The organism is Shewanella halifaxensis HAW-EB4 (assembly GCF_000019185.1).
In the GTDB taxonomy this organism is placed as follows: Bacteria; Pseudomonadota; Gammaproteobacteria; order Enterobacterales; family Shewanellaceae; genus Shewanella; species Shewanella halifaxensis.
The window spans coordinates 446,933-471,968 of the sequence record NC_010334.1; the positions used below are offsets into that span (position 1 = coordinate 446,933).

General features: G+C 46.4%; 22 protein-coding genes. 7 read left to right on the plus strand and 15 right to left on the minus strand.

Going from position 1 to position 25,036, the window contains the following annotated elements:
• Position 1 precedes the first annotated feature (1 nt).
• From SHAL_RS01925 to gmk, 12 genes are all read right to left on the minus strand, one after another.
• The gene (locus SHAL_RS01925; RefSeq protein ID WP_012275511.1) at positions 2 to 256 is read right to left on the minus strand and encodes a phosphopantetheine-binding protein; all 255 of its coding nucleotides are present in this window, start codon (positions 254 to 256) and stop codon (positions 2 to 4) included.
• Positions 253 to 1,071 carry a lysophospholipid acyltransferase family protein gene (locus SHAL_RS01930; RefSeq protein ID WP_012275512.1) on the minus strand — a complete coding sequence of 273 codons (819 nt, stop codon included), beginning with the start codon at positions 1,069 to 1,071 and terminating at the stop codon, positions 253 to 255. Before SHAL_RS01930 ends, SHAL_RS01925 begins: the two co-directional genes overlap by 4 nt.
• Positions 1,064 to 1,801 carry a beta-ketoacyl synthase chain length factor gene (locus SHAL_RS01935; RefSeq protein WP_012275513.1) on the minus strand — a complete coding sequence of 246 codons (738 nt, stop codon included), beginning with the start codon at positions 1,799 to 1,801 and terminating at the stop codon, positions 1,064 to 1,066. The genes SHAL_RS01930 and SHAL_RS01935 overlap by 8 nt, the downstream gene beginning before the upstream one ends.
• A 258-nt stretch (positions 1,802 to 2,059) precedes the next feature.
• Positions 2,060 to 2,926: a DUF3014 domain-containing protein gene (locus SHAL_RS01940; RefSeq protein WP_012275514.1), complete on the minus strand. Its 867-nt coding sequence runs from the start codon at positions 2,924 to 2,926 to the stop codon at positions 2,060 to 2,062.
• 143 nt (positions 2,927 to 3,069) lie between these two features.
• Positions 3,070 to 5,145 carry an ATP-dependent DNA helicase RecG gene (recG, locus tag SHAL_RS01945; RefSeq protein ID WP_041415795.1) on the minus strand — a complete coding sequence of 692 codons (2,076 nt, stop codon included), beginning with the start codon at positions 5,143 to 5,145 and terminating at the stop codon, positions 3,070 to 3,072.
• Between the two features lie 157 nt (positions 5,146 to 5,302).
• Positions 5,303 to 6,229: a calcium/sodium antiporter gene (locus SHAL_RS01950; protein ID WP_012275516.1), complete on the minus strand. Its 927-nt coding sequence runs from the start codon at positions 6,227 to 6,229 to the stop codon at positions 5,303 to 5,305.
• 178 nt (positions 6,230 to 6,407) lie between these two features.
• Positions 6,408 to 8,063, minus strand: a complete 1,656-nt coding sequence (locus tag SHAL_RS01955) for an AMP-binding protein (protein ID WP_012275517.1) — start codon at positions 8,061 to 8,063, stop codon at positions 6,408 to 6,410.
• 263 nt (positions 8,064 to 8,326) lie between these two features.
• Positions 8,327 to 9,013: a tRNA (guanosine(18)-2'-O)-methyltransferase TrmH gene (gene trmH, locus SHAL_RS01960; protein ID WP_012275518.1), complete on the minus strand. Its 687-nt coding sequence runs from the start codon at positions 9,011 to 9,013 to the stop codon at positions 8,327 to 8,329.
• Positions 9,014 to 9,088: 75 nt separating this feature from the next.
• Positions 9,089 to 9,472, minus strand: a complete 384-nt coding sequence (gene ridA / locus SHAL_RS01965; RefSeq protein ID WP_012275519.1) for a deaminase RidA — start codon at positions 9,470 to 9,472, stop codon at positions 9,089 to 9,091.
• Positions 9,473 to 9,502: 30 nt separating this feature from the next.
• On the minus strand, positions 9,503 to 11,608 hold the full coding sequence (gene spoT, locus SHAL_RS01970) for a bifunctional GTP diphosphokinase/guanosine-3',5'-bis pyrophosphate 3'-pyrophosphohydrolase (protein WP_012275520.1): 2,106 nt from the start codon (positions 11,606 to 11,608) through the stop codon (positions 9,503 to 9,505).
• 13 nt (positions 11,609 to 11,621) lie between these two features.
• Complete coding sequence (gene rpoZ / locus SHAL_RS01975; protein ID WP_012275521.1) at positions 11,622 to 11,903, minus strand: DNA-directed RNA polymerase subunit omega; 282 nt, start codon at positions 11,901 to 11,903, stop codon at positions 11,622 to 11,624.
• A gap of 61 nt (positions 11,904 to 11,964) precedes the next feature.
• Positions 11,965 to 12,588, minus strand: a complete 624-nt coding sequence (gene gmk, locus SHAL_RS01980; RefSeq protein ID WP_041416209.1) for a guanylate kinase — start codon at positions 12,586 to 12,588, stop codon at positions 11,965 to 11,967.
• Positions 12,589 to 12,925: 337 nt separating this feature from the next.
• Here gmk and SHAL_RS01985 point away from each other — a divergent pair, with 337 nt between their 5' ends.
• The 4 genes from SHAL_RS01985 (at position 12,926) to SHAL_RS02000 (ending at position 18,014) form a co-directional block, all read left to right on the plus strand.
• On the plus strand, positions 12,926 to 14,056 hold the full coding sequence (locus tag SHAL_RS01985) for a hypothetical protein (RefSeq protein ID WP_012275523.1): 1,131 nt from the start codon (positions 12,926 to 12,928) through the stop codon (positions 14,054 to 14,056).
• Positions 14,057 to 14,199: 143 nt separating this feature from the next.
• Complete coding sequence (locus SHAL_RS01990) at positions 14,200 to 15,105, plus strand: nucleotidyltransferase family protein (RefSeq protein WP_012275524.1); 906 nt, start codon at positions 14,200 to 14,202, stop codon at positions 15,103 to 15,105.
• A 91-nt stretch (positions 15,106 to 15,196) separates the two neighbouring features.
• On the plus strand, positions 15,197 to 16,267 hold the full coding sequence (locus SHAL_RS01995; RefSeq protein ID WP_012275525.1) for a phosphotransferase enzyme family protein: 1,071 nt from the start codon (positions 15,197 to 15,199) through the stop codon (positions 16,265 to 16,267).
• 460 nt (positions 16,268 to 16,727) lie between these two features.
• Entirely contained in the window at positions 16,728 to 18,014 is a 1,287-nt protein-coding gene (locus SHAL_RS02000; RefSeq protein ID WP_012275526.1) for an acetyl-CoA hydrolase/transferase family protein, read from the plus strand.
• Between the two features lie 87 nt (positions 18,015 to 18,101).
• Here the strand turns inward: SHAL_RS02000 and SHAL_RS02005 are convergent, their stop codons facing one another.
• Positions 18,102 to 18,800 (minus strand): SOS response-associated peptidase family protein, encoded by a 699-nt coding sequence (locus SHAL_RS02005; protein ID WP_012275527.1) that lies wholly within the window; start codon positions 18,798 to 18,800, stop codon positions 18,102 to 18,104.
• 194 nt (positions 18,801 to 18,994) lie between these two features.
• On the opposite strand from SHAL_RS02005, the gene SHAL_RS02010 reads away from it, so the two are divergent.
• The 3 genes from SHAL_RS02010 to SHAL_RS02020 all read left to right on the plus strand — a co-directional run bounded on the left by SHAL_RS02010 (position 18,995) and on the right by SHAL_RS02020 (position 22,392).
• Entirely contained in the window at positions 18,995 to 20,263 is a 1,269-nt protein-coding gene (locus SHAL_RS02010) for a metal-dependent hydrolase family protein (RefSeq protein ID WP_012275528.1), read from the plus strand.
• 214 nt (positions 20,264 to 20,477) lie between these two features.
• The gene (locus SHAL_RS02015; protein WP_012275529.1) at positions 20,478 to 21,920 is read left to right on the plus strand and encodes a pyridoxal phosphate-dependent decarboxylase family protein; all 1,443 of its coding nucleotides are present in this window, start codon (positions 20,478 to 20,480) and stop codon (positions 21,918 to 21,920) included.
• Positions 21,921 to 21,957: 37 nt separating this feature from the next.
• Positions 21,958 to 22,392: a hypothetical protein gene (locus tag SHAL_RS02020; protein WP_012275530.1), complete on the plus strand. Its 435-nt coding sequence runs from the start codon at positions 21,958 to 21,960 to the stop codon at positions 22,390 to 22,392.
• 160 nt (positions 22,393 to 22,552) lie between these two features.
• Here SHAL_RS02020 and SHAL_RS02025 read toward each other — a convergent pair whose 3' ends face one another.
• The gene (locus tag SHAL_RS02025) at positions 22,553 to 24,007 is read right to left on the minus strand and encodes a permease (RefSeq protein WP_012275531.1); all 1,455 of its coding nucleotides are present in this window, start codon (positions 24,005 to 24,007) and stop codon (positions 22,553 to 22,555) included.
• Between the two features lie 158 nt (positions 24,008 to 24,165).
• Positions 24,166 to 24,834, minus strand: coding sequence for an ERCC4 domain-containing protein (locus tag SHAL_RS02030; protein ID WP_012275532.1), 669 nt, complete (start codon positions 24,832 to 24,834; stop codon positions 24,166 to 24,168).
• Between the last annotated feature and the right edge of the window lie 202 nt (positions 24,835 to 25,036).

Genomic DNA, 25,036 nt, shown 5'->3' on the forward strand with positions numbered 1-25,036 from the left:
CCTAGACTCGCTGTGACTCAATGAAACTGACTAAGCTAGCAACGCTATAGAAATGCTGTTTTGTCGTATCTGAGTTTGCTTCAATCTTCACATCAAATTGCTTCTTGATGGCAAGGCCAAGCTCTAATGCATCGATAGAGTCGAGTCCAAGACCTTCCCCAAATAGCGGCGCCTGTGAGTCGATATCTTCAATGCTAACGTCTTCAAGGTCGAGACAGTCGATGATCAGTTGTTTTACTTCGTTATCTAGGCTCATAAGTATCTATCTAATTGTTGTTTATAATAGTTTTCAAGGTCACGAGTCATTTGCCGTGCCATTTTTGCATCGCCGCCCGCATTCGCATCATAACGTAAATAGGGCAGTGTTTCGCCTATTTCGATATGCATACCAATTGTTCGCCTCGGTACTTGATACCAAGCCTGCTGCTTACTGAGTCCAACAGTATTGGTTTTTAGAAACACTGGCAATAGATCGCTATGAGTTCTAAGCGTTATGTTGGCTGCCCCGCGGGCAAAAGGGTTAATTTTTTCACCTATGACGGTGCGCGTTCCTTCGGGGAAAATAATTACATTAGTGCCACGCTCAAGCACTGATTTGCAGTCTTCTAGGAGTAGCTCGGCGCCGCGGTTAGGAATGTAACCCGCGCAAGAGACTACGCCCCGTAAAAAGGGGTTGCGCCATAGGCCTTGCTTGACGATGCAACCTGCGTTTGGCATCAAGCTAATTAGCACGACGACATCGACCAAGGTGGGGTGGTTCGCCGTGACGATTACGCCTCTAGCATCGCGAAGACGGCTTAAGTCTCCATGGCTGAGGTTAATCACGCCAGCCCAAGTGAGCATTTTGACGAAGCCCTTGAACATGAGGTGCACGGCGCGCTGTACACGCTCGATGCGTTGCTGCGGGCTGCCTGGCCAGAACCTGAGGATCGGCAGTATGGTGAGCGAACTCAGCAATCCGCCAAGAGCAAAAGCCATGTAGCAGGCGGTGCCGCCAAGCCAGCGTGGAATGTAAGCTAAGCCTGTTAATTTGGGCGCTAGCGGCTGCTTATAGGTGACGGGCTTAGTCACTGCAGGTTAGCTCCCAGTGCCAACCAGCCAAATAACCAGAGGCATTCTGCTTAGTGGCAAGGCTGGAGATAAGTTGCTCAAGGCTAAGCTGTTCATGATCATTTTTATGCTCGCGGGTATCTGCGGTTAAACTCAGCGTCGCGAGAGCCGCTTGTGAGCAATTTTCGGGAGCAAGCATAAAAGCGCCAGCGATAGGCCATTTAGGGTCTGCTGAAAATTGACGGTAAACCTGAGGCACGGGTTCATCTGCATAGACCAATAGCAAGGGGGCCGGGTCAGCGTGTAGTTGACCAAAGGCTTCGATAAACCCTTGGCTAAATGTGTTTTTCCCCGCAGCGATCGAGGTGGAAGATGCTTGATTACCCGTTAAAATACTGAAAATGCCGCTGGCAGTATTGTGCACCGACTGGCTAAAGCCGGTAGGCGATAGCGGTGACTCGGCAACAATATCGTTAAGTAAGCCGATCGTACGGTTAATTTCGCCGTGTTGCGAGGCAAAAATACTGCGGCACTGCTCAGGTGGAGCGCTCTGAGAGACGGCTTCAAGAATAATTTTGGTGAGTTTACTGAGTCTTCTGCGTTGCATAGCAGGTACATGAGTCAGTTTGGGCACAGCCGATTGCTGCGCAGAATCGTCTGAGGCGATTGTTGGCCAATTTAACCAATCACTGGCTTGTTGGCATTGTGGCGACCATGCGCCCCATGAAAGAATGCTAAACTTCAAATGCATCGCCTCAAATCCGAAAATCCTTTCGTATCACCTTGACTAATAAAAAGATACTTCTGACCGACTCATGCAAATACGTCTGCTAGTGGTCAAATATAACGTCATTTAGAGCGGCTATTCTACATCATAAATGATGAGCTTAATAAGCTCTTTCGATACAGATGTCGCTCGAAGGTGAGCTATCGGTGAGAAAATGTTGGATTTGCGAGGGAGCCCTGTTAATTCAGGGCTCTCGAGGGACGAACTCACTCGATTGAGTAGCTAGTTTAGATGCTTCTGTAGTCGACGCAGTGCAGATTTTACTTTGCGTGAGTTTTCAGGTCCCATGCGAACCATTAACTTCTGTGCATTCGGTAGTGCTTCCAGTTTTGGATCGACAAACTGGTAGTTCACACTCACGCCATCTAGCTCGATCGGTTGCTCGATAATCGGTGCATCTAACATCACCTCGATCGCCTGCTGCATACGCTCATTGAATGAGATGTCGTTATAGCCGAGCTCGACAAATGCTTCGCTCAATAATGGAGTCAGCTCCTTGTATGTTTTCGCTAACTCTTCATCATTTAGGCTGGCCAAGAAGTCTGCATAGAGATCATATCTATGGTAGCTATCTGGATTGATGTAGGTCTTGTTGGCGATCTCCGATACGGTGAAACTATTGTTTGGTGCCTTAAGTGGGCTGACTTTTCGAGCAAGTTCACCCTGAGCCAGATTATCGACAAACACCACAAATTGACGCACAAGATTATCTTCAATCAATAGTGGCTCAATCGCCATACCGTCGGCTACGTTAGTGACTTTCTGGTGAACGAATTCATCACTATCGGCCAGTGCAGGTAATGGCTCAACTTGTGGAACAGGATCGACTTCTGGTAGCTGCACCGACTCGGCTTCTACAATCACCTCTGGCTCTGGAACCGCTTCAGTCTCAAGAGGTTGTTCAGGTATTGGGTCTGGGATCACTATTGGCGCAATCACTTGCAGCTCTTCGACTTTTTCATTACCACTGAGATAGTAGTAGCCGCCAGCAGATAGCGCCACAACAGCAACTATAGCCAAAATCGCCAGACCATTGGTGCCTGAACTCTTTTCCTGAGGGGAAATTCTATCTTCTTGACTGAGTTGCATTTTAACTCCTCCGCTATCGCGCAGTGATACGACAAATTATATAAAGTATAGCTTCAATCCATTCTGCAAAAATCGAGCAGATTGTCTATAGGCAGAAGCTCTATTAAGAATATTTAATTTCAAAAAGCGGCAAAATTAGCACTTTACGCTTGTACGAATTGCTCTCTATCGCCAAGCCAGCGCTCAATAATGGCATCGACACTCGTAGGTGCCTGCTGCATAACATGTGCAGCCAGTTTCTGCACATGAGGAATAAGGGCTTCATCGCGCATCAGGTCGGCAATCTTCATATCGGCGATGCCAGTCTGTTTGGTGCCTAATACTTCACCTGGTCCACGGATCTCCAAGTCTTGCTGAGCAATCACAAAGCCGTCATTACTCTGCCTGAGTACGCCGAGCCTCTTGGTGGCTGTTGCAGATAGCGGCGGCTTGTATAGCAGCACGCAGTGGCTGGCCACTGCGCCACGGCCAACGCGGCCTCTAAGCTGATGCAGCTGTGCTAAGCCTAAACGTTCGGGGTTTTCGATGATCATCAAACTGGCATTGGGCACATCAACACCGACCTCAATCACTGTAGTGGCAACTAATAGATTTAGCTCACCTGCTTTAAAGTCGGCCATGATCTGCTGCTTCTCCGCAGGCTTCATACGACCATGAACTAAGCCAACCTTTAACTCGGGCAGAACGCGTTTAAGTTCTTCTGCCGTGTCTTCTGCAGCTTGGCATTCGAGTACTTCAGACTCTTCGATTAAGGTGCATACCCAGTAAGTTTGGCGCTTGTCGTTAATGGCGGCTTGTCTGACTCGATCGATCACCTCATCTCGACGCTGCTCGGAAATTGCAACTGTGGTAACCGGCGTTCTTCCCGGTGGAAGTTCATCGATAATCGAGGTATCGAGATCGGCATAGGCCGTCATGGCGAGCGTGCGCGGAATGGGAGTCGCGGTCATAATTAACTGGTGAGGATGAAAGCCTTGGCTGATGCCTTTTTCTCGCAGACCTAAGCGTTGATGTACGCCAAACCTATGCTGCTCATCGATAATAATCAGTGCCAGCTTGTTGAACACCACTTGCTCTTGGAAAATAGCATGGGTACCTATGACAATGTGGGCATCGCCTGATTCAATATCGGCTAACGACTGGGCTCTGGCCTTACCTTTTAACTTACCTGCAAGCCAGCCGACTTTAAGGCCTAATGGTTCAAACCAGCTGCTAAAGTTTAGCGCGTGTTGCTCGGCCAATAGCTCGGTTGGCGCCATCATGGCCACTTGGTAACCGCTTTCTATCGCTTGCAGTGCCGCAAGGGCTGCAATCAAGGTCTTACCTGAACCCACATCACCTTGTACTAGGCGCATCATCGGCTCGTGCTTAGCTAAATCTTGGGTTATATCTGCAACCACTCGTTGCTGCGCCCCAGTAGGTTTAAAGGGGAGCGAGGCTAAAAACGGATTGAGTAACTGCCCCGTGGCATGCATGCTGACTGCTTTGTCGCGGTTACTACGCTGACGTAGGCGTAACATACTCAAGTTGTGGGCCAGTAACTCTTCTTGAATCAGGCGTTGCTGCGCCGGATGAGTGCCTTGCTCCAGCTCAAATAGCGACACCTGATTATTAGGTCGATGCAGGATTTGCAACGCTTGCTTTAAATCCAAGTTATTTGGCTGCAGGTTTGGCGGCAGTAATTCTTGTAAGCCGCCATTGTCTAACATGGCAAGTGCTTGCTCGGTGAGCTTAATCCAGCTTGCTTGTTTTAGGCCCTCGGTCGTGGGGTAAACCGGCGTCAATGTGTCGCTCAGCTGCAGATCTTCACCAGGGGAGATCAACTTGTATTCTGGATGAATGATCTCTGCAAAATGCTTACCGCGGCGAATTTCACCATAGGCACGAATGGTCATACCTATCTCTAGGCCGTTGCGCTGCGCGACAGAGAAATTAAAAAAGCGCAGAGTTAAGCTGCCAGTATCATCGCGCACCGTGCAGGTCAGCATGCGCTTACGGCCTTGAATAATCTGGCTTGATTGAATAACGGCTTCGATGGTGCCGTAACTGCCCGGGTAAAGCGAGGCAATTGGGTAGACTTGAGTGCGATCCTCATAGCGAAGCGGCAGATGAAACAACAGGTCTTGCACTGTTGTTATACTCAGCTTGGCTAATCTCTCGGCCATCTTGTTGGCGACGCCCTTAAGATCTGTTATAGGAACAAGATCGAGTCTTTGCAAACGGTTAGCACTCAAACACTGTAAATTTATACATATATTATCAGAGATATCGGTTTACGCAAATCTGATGATAACAGTGTATATAAAACAAAAAAGGCCTAACGTATAATTTGCACGTTAGGCCTATTCATTTAAGCAATTTCTGGGGCGTCGCTAATTAAACGGCTTGTGAAACGATATAGCCGATATAGGCTACATAGCCTGCAATCAATAAACTCGCTTCACGGCGTCCAATGCGCAGGCCGGTGTAAGCAAAAGGTAGCAATAACACCGCTAGGGCAATCATAGCAGCCCAATCTAGGTTGCTAATTTCACTGCCAATAATCGGGTGAATTAGCGCTGTTACACCTAGAATACCGAGTACGTTGAAGATATTTGAGCCAACAACGTTACCAATTGCAATATCACTCTGGCCTTTAAGCGCTGCCACAATCGAGGTGACAAGCTCTGGCATGCTGGTACCAATCGCAACAATCGTTAAACCGATAATCACTTCGCTAATGCCGAATGATTTTGCCATAGCGACTGCGCCGTCAACGAATAAAATACCACCGCCCACAAGCATGCTAATACCGATAACAATAAACAATACTGATAGCATTGGGTTTTGCTGAGCATCTTCAATATCGTCGTCAGTTTGTTTTTCTGCGGTTAAGTAGCTGAAGGTTAAGTAAGCGACAAGCAACGCAGATAGAATCGCACCATCCCAGAAGCTCAAGCCACCATCGAGTAATAGGCTCCAAAACAGTAGTGACGCAGCAATCATGATAGGAATATCGCGGCGTACCATTTGTGACTCAATCTTAATTGGGCGAATAAGTGCAGTGATACCTAAAATAAGGCCAATATTAGCGATGTTTGAGCCAATCACGTTACCCAAAGCGATACCGCTATTACCGGCAATCGCAGACTTAACACTAACAGCAAGCTCTGGTGCACTGGTACCAAAGGCAACAATAGTCAGGCCGATGAGCAGAGGCGTAAGCCCCAATCTCAGTGCTATTTGGCTTGCACCTCTAACTAAGGCTTCAGCACCTACAGTCAGAATTAAAAAACCGCCGAGTATCGACAATAAAATAAACATGATCAACTCTATAAATTGGATTTCTTTGAAAGGATGGCAAGAATAGTTTTTTTCAAAAATTGCGCAATCAAAAACTGTTCATCCACCATTAAATTTAGTTAATTGGGTGATTTTTGCTCTAAATAAAAAACGGCACACTGAAAAGTGTACCGTTTATGGGGGAAATCGCTAGTAATTGCTAGATTTCATCTTCCCAACAGACCTTGCCACCACGGATGCCATCGACCTTGTCGCTAAACTTCTTCTCCAGTACATGGCGTTTAATTTTCAGGGTCGGTGTTAACACGTCATTCTCGACATCCCAAGCTTCAGTGACGATAACAATAGCATCGACAGTCTCATGGGATTCAAGGTGTGGATTGACCGAATCTATGGTGTTTTTGAGAGAAAGCCTTACCTCTTCTCTTGGTTGAACCGCGGCACCTTCAGAGAGCTGAACTAAGGCGATAGGGTGCGGTAAACCTGAGCCGATAACACAGAGCATCTCGATGTGAGGATCTTGTGCTAGTTTGCGCTCAATAGGCACTGGAGCCACATACTTACCTTTCGATGTTTTGAAGTTGTCTTTAACACGGCCAGTAATGCTGACATTGCCTTCATCATCGATAGTGCATAAGTCACCAGTGTGAAAGAAACCCTCTTTATCGAAGCACTTAGCGCTCTCTTCTTCCTGCTTGTAATAGCCTTGCATCAAGCCTGGGCTCTTAACTAGCAGTTCACCAACATCCGAACACTTGGCTTCACAGCCTTCTATCGCGCGACCAACCGAGCCAATTTTACGGGGATCAAACGGATAGTTGATAATTGAGTAGGCACAGTTTTCTGTCATGCCCCAGGCTTCGCTGATATCGAGCCCTATCTTGTGGTACCACTCAACGAGCGATGGTGGGATTGGTGCAGAGCCAGAACCAAGCAGGTGGCAATGCTCTAAGCCTAAACCTTGATGGATTTTACGTTTTACTATGCCACTAATGATCGGCACTTTAAGCAAAAAGTTGAGTTTGCTGTAGCCAATCTTGTCGATAATGTTCTTTTGGAATAGGCTCCACAGGCGTGGCACCGAGAAGAACACCGTTGGTCTTGCGCGCTGTACATCGGCAACGAAGCTATCTAGGCTCTCTACAAAGGCGACGCTGCTACCTGAGTAGAAGGATGAACCTTCAATCGCCACACGCTCGGTAATGTGTGCCAGTGGAAGATAAGAAAGCAATCTATCTTCAACACCAGTTTTAAGGTCGCGCACTACGGCGGTGCAGGTCCAGACATAGCTGGCAAAATTTTGAATAGCCCCTTTAGGCCTACCGGTTGAGCCTGAAGTGTAGATGATGGTCATCACCTGCTCGGCAGTCGGTAGAGGGGCATCGATTAGTGGTTGACCTAAGGTTAGCATTTTGTCCCAGTGGTACTGAGACGGCATCGTGTCGTAAGGCATGGCGATACGCAGGATATCACCGCCGACGCCTGCTTCTTGGTCGGCCCAATAATCTAGCTTACCGATAAAAATCGCCTTAGATTCACTGTGTTCTAAGGTGTAGCGAATGGTGTCAGCATTGGCGGTAGGGTAGATAGGCACACTAATATAACCACCGTGCATCAGGGCGAGATCGGTAATAAACCACTCTGCACAGTTTTTAGACAGCACGGCAATCTTATCACCAGGGTTAAGGCCTAGATGTCTCAGTGCGCCTGCAATCTGCTGCATCTTGGTTTGCACATCGCGCCAAGTAAAGGTTTTATACTGGCCGTCAATAGGTTGCTTTAGGTAAACTTGATCACCTTGTTTTTCAACCCAATGTTCAAGCATCTCAATTGGGGTTTTCATAGAAGATTCCATCGCATTTCCATATTGATAGTAGTTAATTTCAGTTCAGCCTAGTTATCTATTCTTGTTTTAATCGTTCGTTTAATAAGCTGTATAATTAATGATTATGGCGAAAAATGTGATCTAAGACAAACTTTTTCAAACGGGTGTTACAATTTTGTTGTTTGTTGAGGGGGAGAGGGCGTAGGCGGTAATTTTAATATGCTGGGTGATTTCGTTGTTAGAGATAAAAAAATACCAGCAGGGCTGCTGGTATTTTTTGATGGGCTTTACGCTTAGTCTAAAGGCGCACGCATTTTTTGCCACCAATCTTCATCGGCAACGATTTGGCCTGCTTCATCTATGGCTGGGTAAGGTAGTTTCTTACGACGGCAGGCCTTGGCATAAATTGGGTGGCCTTCCTCAAACAGCTTTATTTGACAATAGGCATCATCAAGCTTACGTGTACCGTACATGCCCGCAGCTGTACGTTGGCGTTGGGCTTCATACATAATCAGCGCCGCGGCAACCGAGACGTTAAGTGATTGCACCATGCCTATCATCGGGATAATGATATGTTGATCGGCTGCCGCGATGCCTGCAGGGCTGACACCGTCGCGCTCGTTACCCAAAATAATCGCGGTCGGTCGAGTGTAATCAATCTCTCTAAAATCGACTGCGGTATCAGAAAAGGTGGTAGCCAAAATTTGCATCTCTTTGCCACGAAACTCATCGACGGCTTGTTGCATGCTCTGGTGCACGCGCGTCTTTACCCATTGTTGGCTACCTGAGGCCGTATTGCCCGATACGCGCATTTCTAGTTCAGACCAAACCGCGTGGACTTCATGTATGCCCGCCGCATCAGCGGTACGCAGCACGGCGGCAATGTTATTGCCTTTATGCACGGTATCTAGACATACGGTGAGATCGGGTTGGCGGTTATCAAGCATCTGGTTGATACGGGCGAAACGTTCAGGACTCATGATGGACTTCTAATTAGTAAGACGTTTTAACAATAAAAGGGCGCCGTAGCACCCATTTGGTAGAGGAGTGGAAGATTAGATCTCCATGACTCCATCCATTTCAACAAGTGCGTCTTTCGGTAGTTGCTTAACACCGATAGCGGCACGTGCAGGGTAAGGCTGATCAAAGTAGCGGCCCATGATTTCGTTTACCGTGGCAAAGTTACTCAGATCGGTCATAAAGATGTTTAGCTTAACGATATCACTTAGTGAACCGCCAGCGGCTTCACAAACCGCAATTAGGTTGTTAAATACTTGCACAACCTGCGCTTCAAATTCATCGCTAACTATCTGCATTGTCTCAGGGTTGAGTGGGATCTGGCCTGACAAATAAACCGTGCTACCGACTTTTACTGCTTGAGAGTATGTGCCAATTGCTTGTGGCGCTTTATCGGTTGCGATGATGATCTTTTCTGCCATGATCTTTCCTCTATCTGCGTATTGAAATAATTAACGGTTTCGAGATGTACGTAACACTTCAGGAAGTACCCTAATTCGACGCATCACGTTAGCTAAATGAATACGGTCACGCACAGAGATCCGCAAGTTGATGAGGAAAACACGCCCATCACGCTCTTCTGTGGTTAAGTTATGAATATTTGAGCCAGCAGAAGCAATAATCGAGGTGATTTTTGCGAGTGCACCTTGGTGGTTAACTATTTCTACGCGCAAGTTAGCTTGATACTCAACGCCTTCGGCACTATCCCACTGTACTGGAATGTACTTGTCAGGCTCACCTTGGTAGCCACGAATGTTAGCGCAGCTTTCCATGTGTACCACTAGGCCTTTGCCAGGGCTGACGTGGGCGATAACCGCATCACCCGGAATTGGGCGACAGCAATTTGCGAAGGTCACTAGCATACCTTCGGCGCCGCGTATTGACATGGTATGGTTTTCTTTTGACTCTTCAGGAGCAATTTGATCGCCAAGAAGTCGCTGAGCAATAACGATGCTCATAGCATTGCCTAAGCCAATGTCGGCAAGCAAAGAGTCGAGTGAATCATGCTTGGTATCTTTAACGACTTTATCAATCTGTTCTGCCGACAAGCTATCAAGCTTAGCTTCTCCCAGCGCATGATTGAGCAGACGCTTACCAAGCAAAATAGCGTCGTCCTCTTTTAAACTCTTCAGTAGCTGACGGATTTTAGCTCGTGCTTTACCCGTCACCACAAAGTTAAGCCAAGCTGCATTCGGGCGTGCGCCGTTAGCGATAATGATCTCGACGGTTTGGCCTGAGATCAATGGCTGACTTAATGGGTAGGCTTGACGGTTCACTTTGGCGCCAACACAGGTATTACCTACATCGGTGTGAACTTCGTAAGCAAAATCGACCGGGGTTGCTCCCACAGGAAGCTCTAAAATACGGCCTTCAGGGGTAAAGACATAGATCTCTTCAGGGAAAAGCTCAGTCTTAAAGTTTTCAACAAATTCAAAAGAGGTGCTGGCGCTTTGCTGCAGTTCAAGCAAGCTTTGCATCCATTTACGGGCACGCACTTGAGTGGTGGTGCCTTGCTCTGCCGAGCTGCCTTTCTTGTATAGCCAATGAGCCGCGACCCCTTTATCTGCCATCTGGTCCATATCTTCGGTACGAATTTGGATCTCAACCGGCACGCCGTGAGGGCCAAAAAGTGAAGTGTGCAGTGACTGATAACCGTTGGCTTTAGGGATAGCGATATAATCTTTGAAGCGACCAGGGTGAGGCTTATAAAGGCCATGCATGGCACCCATAACGCGATAGCAAGTATCGATAGAGTCAACGATGACCCTAAAGGCATAGATATCCATGACTTCTTGGAACTGCAGCTCTTTATTGCGCATCTTGTTATAGATGGAATAAAGATGTTTTTCACGACCTTTTACAGCGCCTTCAAGGCCAGTGTCTTCGAGTCGAGTATGGATTGCAGCTTCGATACTTTGAATAAGTTCTTTACGATTACCACGAGCGGCTTTCACCACCTCTTTGAGTACGCGATATCGCATTGGATAATAGGCTTGGAAGCCTAAATCTTCTAACTCAATCTTAATATTATGAATACCAAGACGGTTGGCGATTGGAGCGTAAATTTCGAGGGTTTCTCGGGCGATGCGACGGCGCTTATCGGGCCGTAGAGCACCTAAGGTGCGCATATTGTGGGTTCTATCGGCAAGCTTAATCAAGATGACTCGAATATCTTGGGTCATCGCCATCATCATTTTGCGGAAGTTTTCAGCTTGGGCTTCTTTCTTATCGCGAAATTTGAGTTTATCGAGCTTGGAGACGCCTTCAACCAGTTCAGCAATTGACTCGCTAAATAGCTCAGCCAGTTCTTCTTTAGTTACCGGGGTGTCTTCGATAGTGTCGTGCAAGAGTGCGGCCATAAGCGTCTCATGATCGAGACGCATATCGGCCAGGATGCGGGCGACCGCAACCGGATGGGTAATATAAGGTTCGCCACTCGTGCGCATCTGACCTTCATGGGCATTGCGCGCCACCTGATAGGCCTGCTTGAGTAATTCTACCTGTTCAGGTTCTAAATAACCTGATGCAGACTCCTTGAGACCTTCAAACAGATACAAGTGACTCTACTCCTTATATTGCGTTACGGCCTTCAGCGATGGCAGCAACAGCAGCGATTTCAGCTGCTTCACGTTCACGAACTGTTTGGCGCTCATCGGCATCCAAAGTATCAGCTGTGACTAAACCTAGTTCGATTTCGCGCAGGGCGATAACCGTTGGTTTGTCGTTCTCTTCTTCAACCATAGGGTCTTTACCCTGCACAGCGATTTGGCGAGCACGACGCGCTGCAACCAGAATCATATCAAAACGGTTGCCGATTTGGTTTACGGCATCTTCTACAGTTACGCGAGCCATGTTTGGAAACTCCAGTGTTTAATCGATTGAAAAAATGACGCAAAATTGTACATGAAGACAGTTAGCCTGCCAACAGATCTTTAATCATATCATTTTGTGTATGAATTTGGCTAGCAGAGGTTAATCTTTGACTGCGAATGATCGCTAAAAGATCGGCCAATGCCTTGTCGAAGTCGTCATTTACTAAAACGAAGTCATATTCATTGTAGTGCGACATCTCTGAAACCGCTTGCGCCATGCGGCCTGCAATCACTTCTTCGCTATCTTGTCCGCGGCCTGTTAGACGGCGTTCTAGCTCAGTTTTTGACGGTGGTAGAATGAAAATACCAATAGATTCAGGCATAAGTTGCTTAACTTGTTGAGCACCTTGCCAGTCGATATCGAGAAATACATCAATACCTTGCTCTAGAGTCTGCTCAATCGTGACACGAGAGGTACCATAATAGTTTCCAAATACTTCAGCCCACTCAAAAAAAGCGCCATCGGTAATTAAGCCCTTGAACTCATCTTGATTAACGAAATGATAGTGTTGACCGTTCTCTTCGCCAGGACGTGGTTGTCTTGTGGTATGCGAAACTGAAACTTGCATATCTAAAGGCTGGTCTCGTAACAAGGCTGAAATAAGCGATGATTTACCTGCGCCACTTGGCGCCGAGACGATAAATAGGTTTCCACGAGCGGTCATGAGCTGCATATCCGATGATTGCACTATTAGAGCCATGTTAGCTCAAATAGGTCGAGTAAAAGATTAAGCGAGCCATTATACAGCCTAGGGTGATATTTACGCTAGTCGCAGTTGTGTGAATTAGTATGCTAATTGACATTCTATTCTTGCTGAGTTTAAGCATTTATTATCGGTTCTAAGTGACAAAACTGCCCGAAAACACTGACATTGATGGCTAAATTGGGTAGGCTACTTCATTACGTTTTATGCTTTCGCCTGGGCATAGAAATAGGGTGCGCTGCTACTGAACAATTTTGGAGCAGCCGAATTAAAGAATATTGTTAAGGTCGGTACCAATATGCAGGTTAAGTCGTTTTTTTGTGTCAATGGTTTAGATAGTGGTCAGCGTTTCGCGACAATTAGTGGTTTGATTTATTTTACTTTATTGCTGGCTGTTGTGATTTTTAGCCCTTCTTTAGCCTTGTACTTTGTCGGGCTATTACTCACCCCAGTGCTGGCATTTACTAGTCTGCGCAGATTGCGTGATTGCGCTAAGCCGCCACAGTTAGCCTTGTTAACCTTAGTACCGTTTTGGCTGGCACTGATCACTTTAGTACATGTCCACAGTATGATGCTGTTGTTGACGCTTCTCGTCATCGCAGGCTTAGCTATAGGTTATTTGGCTGTGTTGCCTGCCGCCTCAAGAGTTGATTATGTACAAGGCTATGCGGGGCCGGTGGATATGAGTAGCAGCAAAGGCTCCGGCCGAATGGCAAACTTTCGAGTGCGAGTCGAGCCGACTTTAGGCGGCGAGGAGGTCGCTGAAAGTATGGCTATTAACAGTACTGACGAGACCTATCCCCGTGCTGAAGAGCAGCAAGCTCCCGAGGCTGCTAGAGAGTATCAACAGCATTCTCGTAGAGGCAAAAAGCAAGCAGCATTGAATATGGCACAGCTACAAAGTCTATTGCTAACAAACAAAAAGATAGTCTTTATTGCAGCTGGCTCTGTAGTGGGTGTGATGTTGATGGTGAGTCTTTTGTCGTTAATCCCGGCATCTGAGGCTGACATTGAAACTGCTAGCGACAGTGACTCTAAAGTCGTTAATGAGACTTTAGAGCTCGTACCGGTTAACCGTATTTCGACATCGATGCCTGATGGCTTTAGCTTAGCCCTCGAAGATGATGTGTTGATCATGCGCTGGCTGGGCGAAACGGGGTCGCCAGTTAACCTCTGGTCTTTGGCCACGGCCAAAGGCGATAAAACCTGTTCGCTGATGCGTTTTAATAATGGCACCGAATATCGTCCGCTGATGGTTGATCTGCTTGCGGATACTGGCACCGAAGCCCGATTCTCACCTCTGGATACCGAGGCGATTATTGTCGACATGGCGAGGCGAGGAAATGTCAGCCTTTGCGGATATAACTTTAGCTTGAAGGGCAGTCAGGCGGCATTGGGCAAGGTCGCCGCTTTTCGCACTTATTTATAACCCTGAATCCAAGCGTGGAATTGTAGAGCTGATTAGCATCGATTAGCGCTGGATATTAGCCTATAGACTCATTAAACTGCTTCGCCTTATCGTGATGCGAAGCCGCAACTGTCTGAGGGAGTGTCATTGTTTGAGAGAGAGTAATGGGTAATAACAAGCAGGATTTAACCTTAGTGATCCTTGCCGCGGGTTTAGGCAGCCGTTTTGGTGGCGACAAGCAGTTAGCGCAGCTAGGCCCAAATGGTGAAACCATGTTGGAGCTATCGATACAGAGCGCCTATAAAGCGGGCTTTTCTCGTGCGGTCTTAGTCATTCGTTCAGAATTAGCCAGCATGCTAGATGAAGCCTTAGCGGGTAAGTTTAGTGACGATTTCAGCTGCCAGTACTGCGTTCAGTCGTTAGATGATTTACCAGCGTCTGCGCGCGAATTTGCCGATGCGAGTCAGCGACAAAAACCTTGGGGCACAGCCCATGCGCTTTGGAGCGCGAGAAATCATGTTGTTGGCCCTATGGCAGTGATCAATGCCGACGATTTTTATGGCGACAGCGCTTTTAGCTTGCTTAGCGAGGGATTATCAACGGCTAATGACGACTGGATGATGGTGGCTTATCCAATAGGCTTAACCCTGTCTGATAATGGTGGCGTTAACCGGGGTTTATGCCAAGTTGAAGCCGGTAAGCTTATCGATGTGGCCGAGTGGCTTGATATTCGCTGTGAACCATCGGGTTTAACTGGTACGTTAGATGGAGAGCGTTTAACCATTGCCGACGATGCCGTGGTTTCGATGACTTGCTGGGGCTTCAAACCAGATATCTTCGAGGTGATTGAACAACAGTTTAGTCACTTCCTTGAACACAATGGTCATCATCCAAAAGCCGAGTGTTACTTGCCTACAGTGGTACAAGCTCGACTCGATGCCCCGTCAGATGCTCAGGCTAACAAGGTGGTAAACGTCAGTGTCGCCAAGGAATCTTGGTACGGCGTGACTTACCCTGAAGATGTGCAATGGGTTAGGCAGAAATTGCAGCAAACTCTTTGCAGTAATTAGTTCGAAGCTAATTTAATAATCAATTTGCACGGAAAGTCTGGAGAAGAGCCCAGATAGCAAAAGAGATCTAAAAGAATAACTGGAGTGTTGGGTGATCGATTTTATAAGACAAAATATTTTGTCCCATTTTGGTATTGATGCAGCAAGTGCCAAAGTGTCCCCATTGGGCAACGGCCATATTAACCATACTTTTTTGGTGCGTGGCAATGATAACGAATTTGTACTGCAAAAAATTAATACAGATGTTTTCAAGACGCCGTCGGCATTGGTGAACAATGCCGATAAAATCAGCCAGCACCTACAAATGAAAGCCGCAGCGGGTGAGTACCAATTACAAGTGGTTTCACCTGAGCTTACTGCCAGCGATGAGCTATTTGTCGATCTTGGCGAGCAAGGGTTCTGGCGCGCCATTAATTATCTACCGTTTAGCCATAGTATCGACGTGGTGGGTAGTGAAGCCGATGCTGAAATGGCAGCGAAAGCGTTTGGACACTTCTCTTGTGCCTTAACTGAGCTTGACGCCGAACTATTAGAGGATGTGATCCCTAATTTTCATCATCTGCCAGGGCGTATTGAGCTACTTGCTCAAGCCGTGGAAGCAGATAGCCATGGACGTCTTGTAGAGTGTAAGCTGTGGGTTGACTTTGTGATGTCGCAAAGCGAACTTTTACAAGAGTTAGCCGAGGTAGAGGGTAAGCTGCCACGCCGAATTTGCCATAACGACACCAAGATCAATAACATGTTGTTTGATAAGCGTGATATGACGAGTCTTGCGATTATTGACTTAGATACCTGTATGAAAGGCTATCTGATGTATGACTTTGGCGATATGGTGCGAACTTTCTATAGCCCAGAAGAGGAAGACTCGACCGCGCTAGATAAGGTGCTAGTGAGAGAGTCTATCTTTGGCGCTATCTGCAGTGGTTACTTGAGTGAGTTAGGCGCTGTGTTATCGGAGCAAGAGCGTAAAAGCTTGTGGTTAGGCGCTAGAGTGATGTGTTTGATGATTGGGGTGAGATTCTTAACCGATCATTTAAATGGTGATGTGTATTTTCAAATTCATCATGCGGGCCATAACCTAGAGCGCGCAGCCAATCAGTTTACCCTGTATCAAAGCTTATTGAGCCAACAAGAAGTGCTCTGCAAGTTTTTGCAGTCTTAAATAATGAGGGGAGTTGTTCCCCTTTTTATCCTCATCAGTATTAATAAAGTGATCGACTCAGGCTGCTTTTGGGCGAACGAATTCGATTTTTATCTTGGTAATACCAATTGCATTAAGTATCTGTTCATTCAGTGAGAATTCAAAGCGCTGAAGGCAAGCTGGAAACTTGAAGCTAATAGTTATTCTATATCAAGAGTTTCCGACGAAGCATGCAGTGCTTTGAAACCCACCCTGTGGGAAGCGCTCAAGCATTCCACTTCTGCTTTGCATTGACTCATAAGGGAATAACCATTCTGTCGTCCATGCGCCTTGAATTGAAAAGCTTGAGCGCTTCTGAATTGATTAAATATTTAATGTAATTGGTATGAGATCAAATTTAAGTTAACTGAGTGTTTAAGCACTGTTAAAGCAAGACGTAACCTCATACACTGCGAACAGATTAATTATATTAGGTATCATTATGGCGCCAATTATCTGTGGCAGTGCTCTAGAGGCTGTATCTTTAATTGAGAGTGGTGAGACGTTATGGACTCACTCAATGGGAGCGACTCCGACCCTATTACTCAATGCCCTCGCTGAGCATGCTTTAACCAAAAAAGATCTCACTCTATTACAGTTACATACCGAATGTGCTGAGTCGTTAAGTGATGAAAAGCTTAAGGGGCACCTACGACACCGGTGTTTCTTTGGTGGTTTGCCAACACGTTTGCTATTGCAGCAGGGTGATGCCGATTATGTGCCTATTTTTCTCTCTGAAGTACCTAAGCTATTTCGTTCGGGTGAGCAGCCAATTGATACCGCAATTATTCAAGTCTCTCCTCCCGATAAGCATGGGATCTGTTCATTAGGCATTTCGGTTGAAGCAACCTTAGCAGCCTGTCAAATGGCGGGAAAGATTATTGCTCATATCAACCCACAGATGCCGAGAACCCACGGCGATGGCTTTATCCATTACAGTAAATTTACTGCTGTTTATGAGCAGAGCATGCCACTGCCGCAGCACCCATTAGCCGCGAGCGATCAAACGAGTTTAGCTATCGGTAAAAATGTAGCCCAGTTAGTGCGTGATGGAGATTGTCTGCAGATGGGAATTGGGGCAATTCCTGATGCCGTACTCTCATGTTTAACTGAGCATAAAGATCTTGGCGTACATACCGAATTATTCTCCGATGGTGTGCTTAACTTAGTCGAACTCGGGGTGATCACTAATCGCTTTAAAAAAGTGCATCCAGGCAAAACGGTCACCGGATTTGCCCTCGGAAGCCAGCGGCTATATGACTTTGTTGACGATAACCCTTCGGTGATCTTTATGGATATTGAACAGGTTAATGACACCGCTATCATTCGTAAAAACCCCAATGTAATGGCCATTAACTCAGCGCTGCAGGTGGATATTTCAGGGCAAATCTGTGCAGATTCTCTGGGCACGCGTATTTACTCTGGAGTGGGAGGGCAGATGGACTTTATTCGCGGAGCTGGGCTATCAGAAGGGGGTCGCTCAGTGATAGCATTACCCAGCACTGCTGCTAGGGGCTCGGTATCGCGAATCGCCACCGTCTTGTCTCCAGGCGCTGGAGTGGTGACCACACGCGCTCATGTGCACTATATAGTGACGGAGTTTGGTATTGCCAATCTGCGAGGCAAGTCCCTGCGTGAGCGCGCGCGGGCACTGATCGATATCGCTCACCCAGACTTTAGAGAGCTGCTATGCCGAGAGACTTTTGATATGTGGGGCTTAACGGTGTAATCACTTAACTGTTTTGTTGCTGAGGTGAGTTAGGCATGCTGTTATCTGATACCGAACGCTTATCTCAATTCAGTGTTTAGTTACAGCTTACACAAGGTAATCGTTAGGAATAAGCCGGGTAGCTTGACCAATGGGTTGATGCTGACTCGGCTTATTTATTTGCTGCACCATAAAGTCATGCCTAAGAGCAGGCTTGAGTAAGTCATCAAACATCTCAACTTGTTGGTTAGCGGGGTTTAACCACGCATCGATCACTTCATCATTTTGCGGCAAGATCATCGGGCTGGCTTTGCTGTGATACGGAAGTAGGTCTGGGTGTGGCGGATTGGTGATGATGGAACAGGATGTGGTCACTTCGCCGGTTTTGGGGTGCTGCCAGTCTCTAAATAACCCGCCAAAAGCTATCGCTGAGTTCTCGGCAATAAAGTCGTGATAATAAGTATCTTTACCTCTTTTCTCAGTTTCACCAAAGCCACTGGCAATCACTAAACAACGACTCTCTCTAAATGGCTGAAAACCTGCGCTATTGGGGGTATTTAACTTATCGAATCGAGTGTTAAATGAGGTGTAACGGCTGGGTTTAAAGCCTTCATAGCAAGTTTCAAGCAGTAACCACCAGGTGGCGGTTTGCAAGCGGCGCTCACCATCAATCTCACGCACAATACTGATGTCATTGGTCGGCATTTTAAAGCGACCAAACAGCATCTCTTGCTGATTGCTAATCCGCAAATCATCCATCAATGTTTGTACAAACATGTCATCAATAATATTGAGTCGACCACACATAGCGCATCACCGTAAACAGAACTTGTATTGAGTATATGAATGATTTTGAGCTGAGTATAGCTAGATAAAAATAGGGACCCATTGTTAATTCTTGTGTCACTAAATGGCCATTTAATTGAGGAGGCTGTTGGTAAGATTTGTTTATCAGTTAGATGACATCATTTTAGTGAAGCAATGCTACCGAGGAATCAACGATGAAAAAACTCATTATCAACGCCAATGTTTTTAACGGCACAGACAATCAACTCATAGAGAATGTTGCAGTGCTGATTGAAGATAACCTGATCAGTAAAATTAGTCGCCAAGATGACATCGATTTGTCGATTGCCGATGAAGTGATTGACGCTAAAGGTGGCACCGTGATGCCGGGTCTAATGGACGCACACGTTCATATTACCTTGTCGGCCCCTTTTAATGTGATCGACACCATGACCCGTGAAGAGGTGGCGATTCGCTCAGCGCGTATTTCGGAAGAGATGTTGATGCGTGGATTTACCACCATTCGTGATGTTGCTGGTAACACCCTCGGCCTTAAAAATAGTATCGACAAAGGTTACGCCAAGGGGCCACGCATTCTGCCATCAATGGCAGCGGTTTCTCAAACCAGCGGCCATTCCGATTACCGTCAAAATCAGGCGCAGGAGCGGATCGGCAAACATGAAGACTCGCCTATGATGAAGCTTGGCGCAATGAAGGTCGCAGACGGCAGATCAGAAGTATTAAAAGCGGTGCGCGAGCAACTGTTTATGGGCGCATCGCAAATTAAGATCATGGCCGGTGGCGGCGCATCATCTACCTTTGACCCACTCGATACGCTGCAGTTTACCCTCGATGAGATGAAAGCGGCCGTCGAGGCAGCAACGGATTACGGCACTTATGTTGCGGCGCATATCCATACCGCCGACGCAATGCGCCGAGCCGCAGAGGCGGGAGTGATGTCGTTTGAACATGCCACCATTATGGATGATGACATTGCCCAAACCATTAAAGACAAAGGCATTTGGGTGATCCCATCCTACTTTACCTCATCACTGATTGCAGAGCGTAAGATCCCGCTACCTAACGAAGAGACCTATCGCAAAACTGAGCGGGTAGGTAAGGCGATGCTCAAATCTGCCGAACTGATTAAGAAATATCAGATCGACAATATCGCATTTGGTACCGACTGCGTCGGTGAAGCCAGCGTACACGCCACTCAGCTTAATGAGCTAGGTGCGATTGAGCAGACCTTTGACACGATAACCGCTTTACGTATGGCGACCTCAAACTGCGGACGCTTATTTGAAATGTCGACCTATCAGCACCCGTATCAGGAGGGGTGTTTAGGTAAAGTGGTTGAAGGCGCTTATGCTGACCTGCTGATTATTGAGGGTAATCCGCTTGAAGGGGTTGCCTGCGTTGCCGATACCAATAAGCAAAAGGTGATTATGAAAGACGGCGTCATCTACAAAAACACGCTGTAATCGCTATTGTAATCGCTGCTGTAATCGCGACTGCTATCGCAACTTAACGGCCTAATAACGGCGCTTAGTTCACACAACTAGGCGCCGTTTTGCTATCTGCGATATGGCACTTCTTGCCAGTGATGACCTTTTGTTTTGACTGTCACCAAATGGCCATTTTATAAAAATATCGCTGGTATATTAGACGGACATTCCTACTTGAAGAGTATTAACTATGTCACATCATTTTAAAGATTACCGCGGTTCACTAGAGCGTTCTTTAGATCATGCGGTCTCTTACCTTGAGTCGCTAGATGAGCGCCCTGTTGCCAAAGATATCACCTCTGCACAGTTGCGAGATTTGATTGCAGGAGAATTACCACAACAAGGGGTAGCAGCAGAACAGGTTATCGATGAAATGGCATATGCGCTCGATGCTGGTTTAGTCGCGTCGGGTGGTCCACGATTTTTTGGCTATGCCATCGGCGGTACTTTTCCTGCGGCATTAGCAGCAGACTGGTTAGTTAGTGCATGGGATCAAAATGTGCCGTACTACGTGTCTAGCCCTGCAATGGCGGTAGCCGAAGAAGCTGCAGCAGAATGGATGGTAGAGCTGCTTGGCTTAACCAAAGGTTCTGCGGTGGGCTTTACTTCAGGCGCTCAAGAGGCGATCTATACCTCGTTAATTACTGCGCGTAATTCTCTGCTAGAAAATGCAGGCTGGGATGTGGCTACTAAAGGTCTATATGGCGCGCCGCAAGTGAATGTGGTCGTGAGTGACCAAATTCACTCAACCATTAAGCGCGCGCTTTCAATGATAGGTTTGGGGATTGAAACCATCGTTAAAGTGCCAACAGACGATAATCTTCGTCTTATTCCTGAGGAGCTTACGCGGGTGTTAGCCGATATAAGCGGGCCAACATTGGTTTGTGCCCAAGCGGGTTGTATCGACTCAGGGGCTTTCGATCCTTTCGACGAGATAGCTGACGCGGTTGCCAAGCATGGTAACGCTTGGTTGCATGTGGACGGCGCGATAGGTCTGTGGGCGGCAGCGAGTGATAAGCAAAAGCATCTGTTGAAAGGCATTGAGCGAGCCGACTCTATCGACACTGACGGCCATAAGTGGTTCAACATGCCTTATGACTGCGGCATGGTGATAGTGAAAGATCCTGCCAAAATCACCACGGCGGTGGGCGGCGGCAACATGGGCGATTACCTAAATGATGCCATGGATAAACCGGATCGTAACGCGATTAACTTTGGTATTGCCGCATCGAGACGCGCCCGTGGTCTGCCTGTCTACGCCGCGTTTAAGTCGCTGGGTAAGCAAGGCATCGTCAATCATTTAGATAACTGCTGCGCCTTGGCCAAACGCATGGCTGATATTTTGAGAGAAGTGGACGGCGTGACCATTCTTAATGATGTGGTGTCGAATCGATTCTCTGCGCAATTTGGCATCGGTGATGTGGAATATCGCAACGAGCTAACAGCAAGAGTTGTGCATAGACTGCAGCAAGAGGGATATCTTTATCCATCAACATCAGGCTACAAAGGCCTAAAGACCATGCTGTTTTCAGTGCTGAATTATCATACCTCGATAGAGGATATTGATATTTCAGCAAACAAGATCATTGAAGCGTTTAACATCGAAAAAGCGTTACTGCCTAAGTCGGTTTAACGTTATGAATTCAACGAGCAAAGAGAGTGGAGGAAGTATGACTCAGCAACGATTTGTAGGTTATAGCCTAGCCGTATTGGTTTATTTAACTGTGCTCAATTTCTTTAATGAGTATTGGCAGTGGGTCAATATTGAGTCTTTTAGCGTTTCACTTGTTGCAGCACTGCTTTTGTTGACGCTACTTAAGCTGTCGATTAAAACCGAGCATAAAGTGGCCGCCTTTTTTAAGGCTAAACCGGGCAGGGCCGCAAAAGTATATCGAGGCATTAGCACCTACATTATCTTGGTGGGTAGCAAGTTTATGATCCTTGAAGCGATAAATGTGATGTTTGGCGAAAAGGTCTCATTTAGCGGGCCGTTCAATGGTGTCGTCGCTTTCTTTGCCGTTGTATTTGTTATCTTAATATCTGAATTTATGGTTTCAAAAATCTATGCTGCGCTAAGTGACACGAATGAGCTGCAAGTTGCATAGCTAAGACCTAGGTGTAGTGACCTCGTCATCATTGAAAACCGGCCTGTTACTAACGAGTAGCAGGCCGGTTTTTGGTTAAGTTATCCTTTGAAGCATCTATGGGCTTATTGCCTAAGTAGAAACATTCGCTCCAAGATTTATCGTTAATAAAGGCTAACGGTTACATGCTCATATGCATGTTAGCATTGGCTTTTTTGCCTAAATAGTAATACCAAATAGAGAGTGGGATAAAGATCAGGTTCATTATGCTGGTGAAGTTCCAGCCTAAGCCTGCTTGATTAATAGTACGTTCGCCGCCACTGGCTATTATCCATCCGAAGCCATTGAAGATGGCATCGATACAAAGAGCAGTGAAAAAGATGGCGATAAATAGTAAACCCACGATCCATTTGGTAGGACGAACGCCATAGTACTTTGTATAAACGCGGATCATCGGGATTGTTAATACATCCGACAAGATGAAACCTATGACCCCGCCAAACGAGATCCCGCCGTGCCACAATGCTGCGGCTAAAATCAGGTTACCCACTGAGCACACATAAGCAAGCATCGCGACAAAAATACCAATAAGAACATCGATCACTGAGTGTAGCCAGATTGGTAAACCTACATCGTTGCTGATAAATAGGCTGCGCCAGCCATCGAGTGGCACAATAGCGATAAGAATGGAGGAGATGACTACGCCAATTAAGATCTCTTTGCCAATCATGGCAATATCCATGTGAAAAAATCCGGCCGACTTAGATACTTTTGCCATAAAGCCCGCTACCGGTTCTGGAGCTGACATATTGGCGCCGGAACCACCTTCCTTCATATTCGACATATCCATGTCAGCACCGCAGCTACCTTCTTTCATTTTGGACATATCCATGTCAGCACCGCAGCTACCTTCTTTCATTTTGGACATATCCATGTCAGCACCGCAGCTACCTTCTTTCATTTTGGACATATCCATGTCAGCACCGCAGCTACCTTCTTTCATTTTGGACATATCCATGTCAGCACCGCGGCTACTTTCTTTCATTTTGGACATATCCATGTCAGCACCGCAGCTACCTTCTTTCATTTTGGACATATCCATGTCGGCACCGCGGCTTCCTTCTTTCATTTTGGACATATCCATGGCGGTGTTGGCAGTAGCTTGTTGACTAGCATTGAAATGTTGACGTAGTTCTTGTTCAACATCTTTAGGGTAGAAGCGATGAAATAGAAAGCCAACGGTAACAATTAATATCAGTCCGCCGAGTATCTCTCCCCATAAAAAGGTCCAGCCCATTAAGGCCACTAATACAATAAACATCTCTAAAATTAAGTTGGTGCTGGAAACTAAAAAAGCCATCGCATTGGCTACTGTTGATTTTTTTTCCAGTAAGGTATGAGAAAGTGAAGCGGCGGCATAGGAGCATGAAGATGACACCATACCGAGAACGGTCGTTAAGGCTAAGCTGGTCAGGCTGGTTTTACCTAGGTGCTTAACCACACTGGATACCGGTATAATATTACGTATCCAAGATGATAATATCAGGCCAAATACCAGAGGCCAGTATATTTGCCAAACCATATTTCCAAACGTAGAGAATAAATGAATAACGAGATCACTGAGACTGTGTTCCATAATCAAAACCTTCGTATATTACATTAGCAAGAACTGCTATTGATGTGCATTTTACTATATCAAACATAGCATTGTGCTCGCCTCCTATATCTGTATCAGCTGGTGATTATTTTGTTGCGAGTATGTTGTATGTGTTTGCCTTATGTAGGCAATACTGCTTAATCGGGTTGGTTGTGGCCTCTTTTGTTCGTTGACGTTAATATTCCTCGTATCCCTCTAGCCTTCTCTTGCCCGATCCCCTCTACCTTTAACAGTTCCTCTTCAGGGGCAGTGAAGACCGCTTCAATACTCTCGAAATGTATTAATAAACGTTTAGCCAGTTTTGGACCAACTTGAGGAAGACTTTGGAGTATGAAGAGTTGTCGGTTTTTGTGACGTTTAGGTTTTCTGCCGTTGGAGATGACTCCTGTTTCCCAGCTATTTAATTGAGTGGCACAGAAGTAGAGGATTTTAGCCGACTCTGCCTGAGATAAACTGCGTAAGATAGGCATGTTGAAGTTGATAGCAATAGAGCATAGCGCACCCATTACAGCCTCTCGAGTAATACCATAAGCGGCGATATCTCGCGATGAACCCTCAATAAGCAGTGCTGTATTATTAGGGCTTTTTGATAGCCTTGATACCTGTGAAAATAGTCTGCCATCACAAAGTGAAATAACGAAATCTGAGAGTGTTTTTCTTTCAATAAGCCATTCGTTTATCTGATAATCTCCCAAGTTTAGTCGTTTTCTGACTAAACGAAGATCCGTTTGTTTTGATAGTTGCTTAATCAATATCTCCGCACGTTCTCTATCGTCATAAACTATCTCAATTGGTGGTTTATTCATCCTGAATACTTAATCAATCCATTGACTAGGATTAAGTCTAGTTTAGTGATTGTAACGATAGGGGATATTTTTTGCGAAGCAAAATGCCATTAAGCGAACTTACAGGTATAAACTCCAGACACTAGACTTTTAAGGGGAAGATTTATTACAGCATTAGTTAATACAGGATCCGCTTTGGTTGAGTGCCACGGTTAACTTAGCT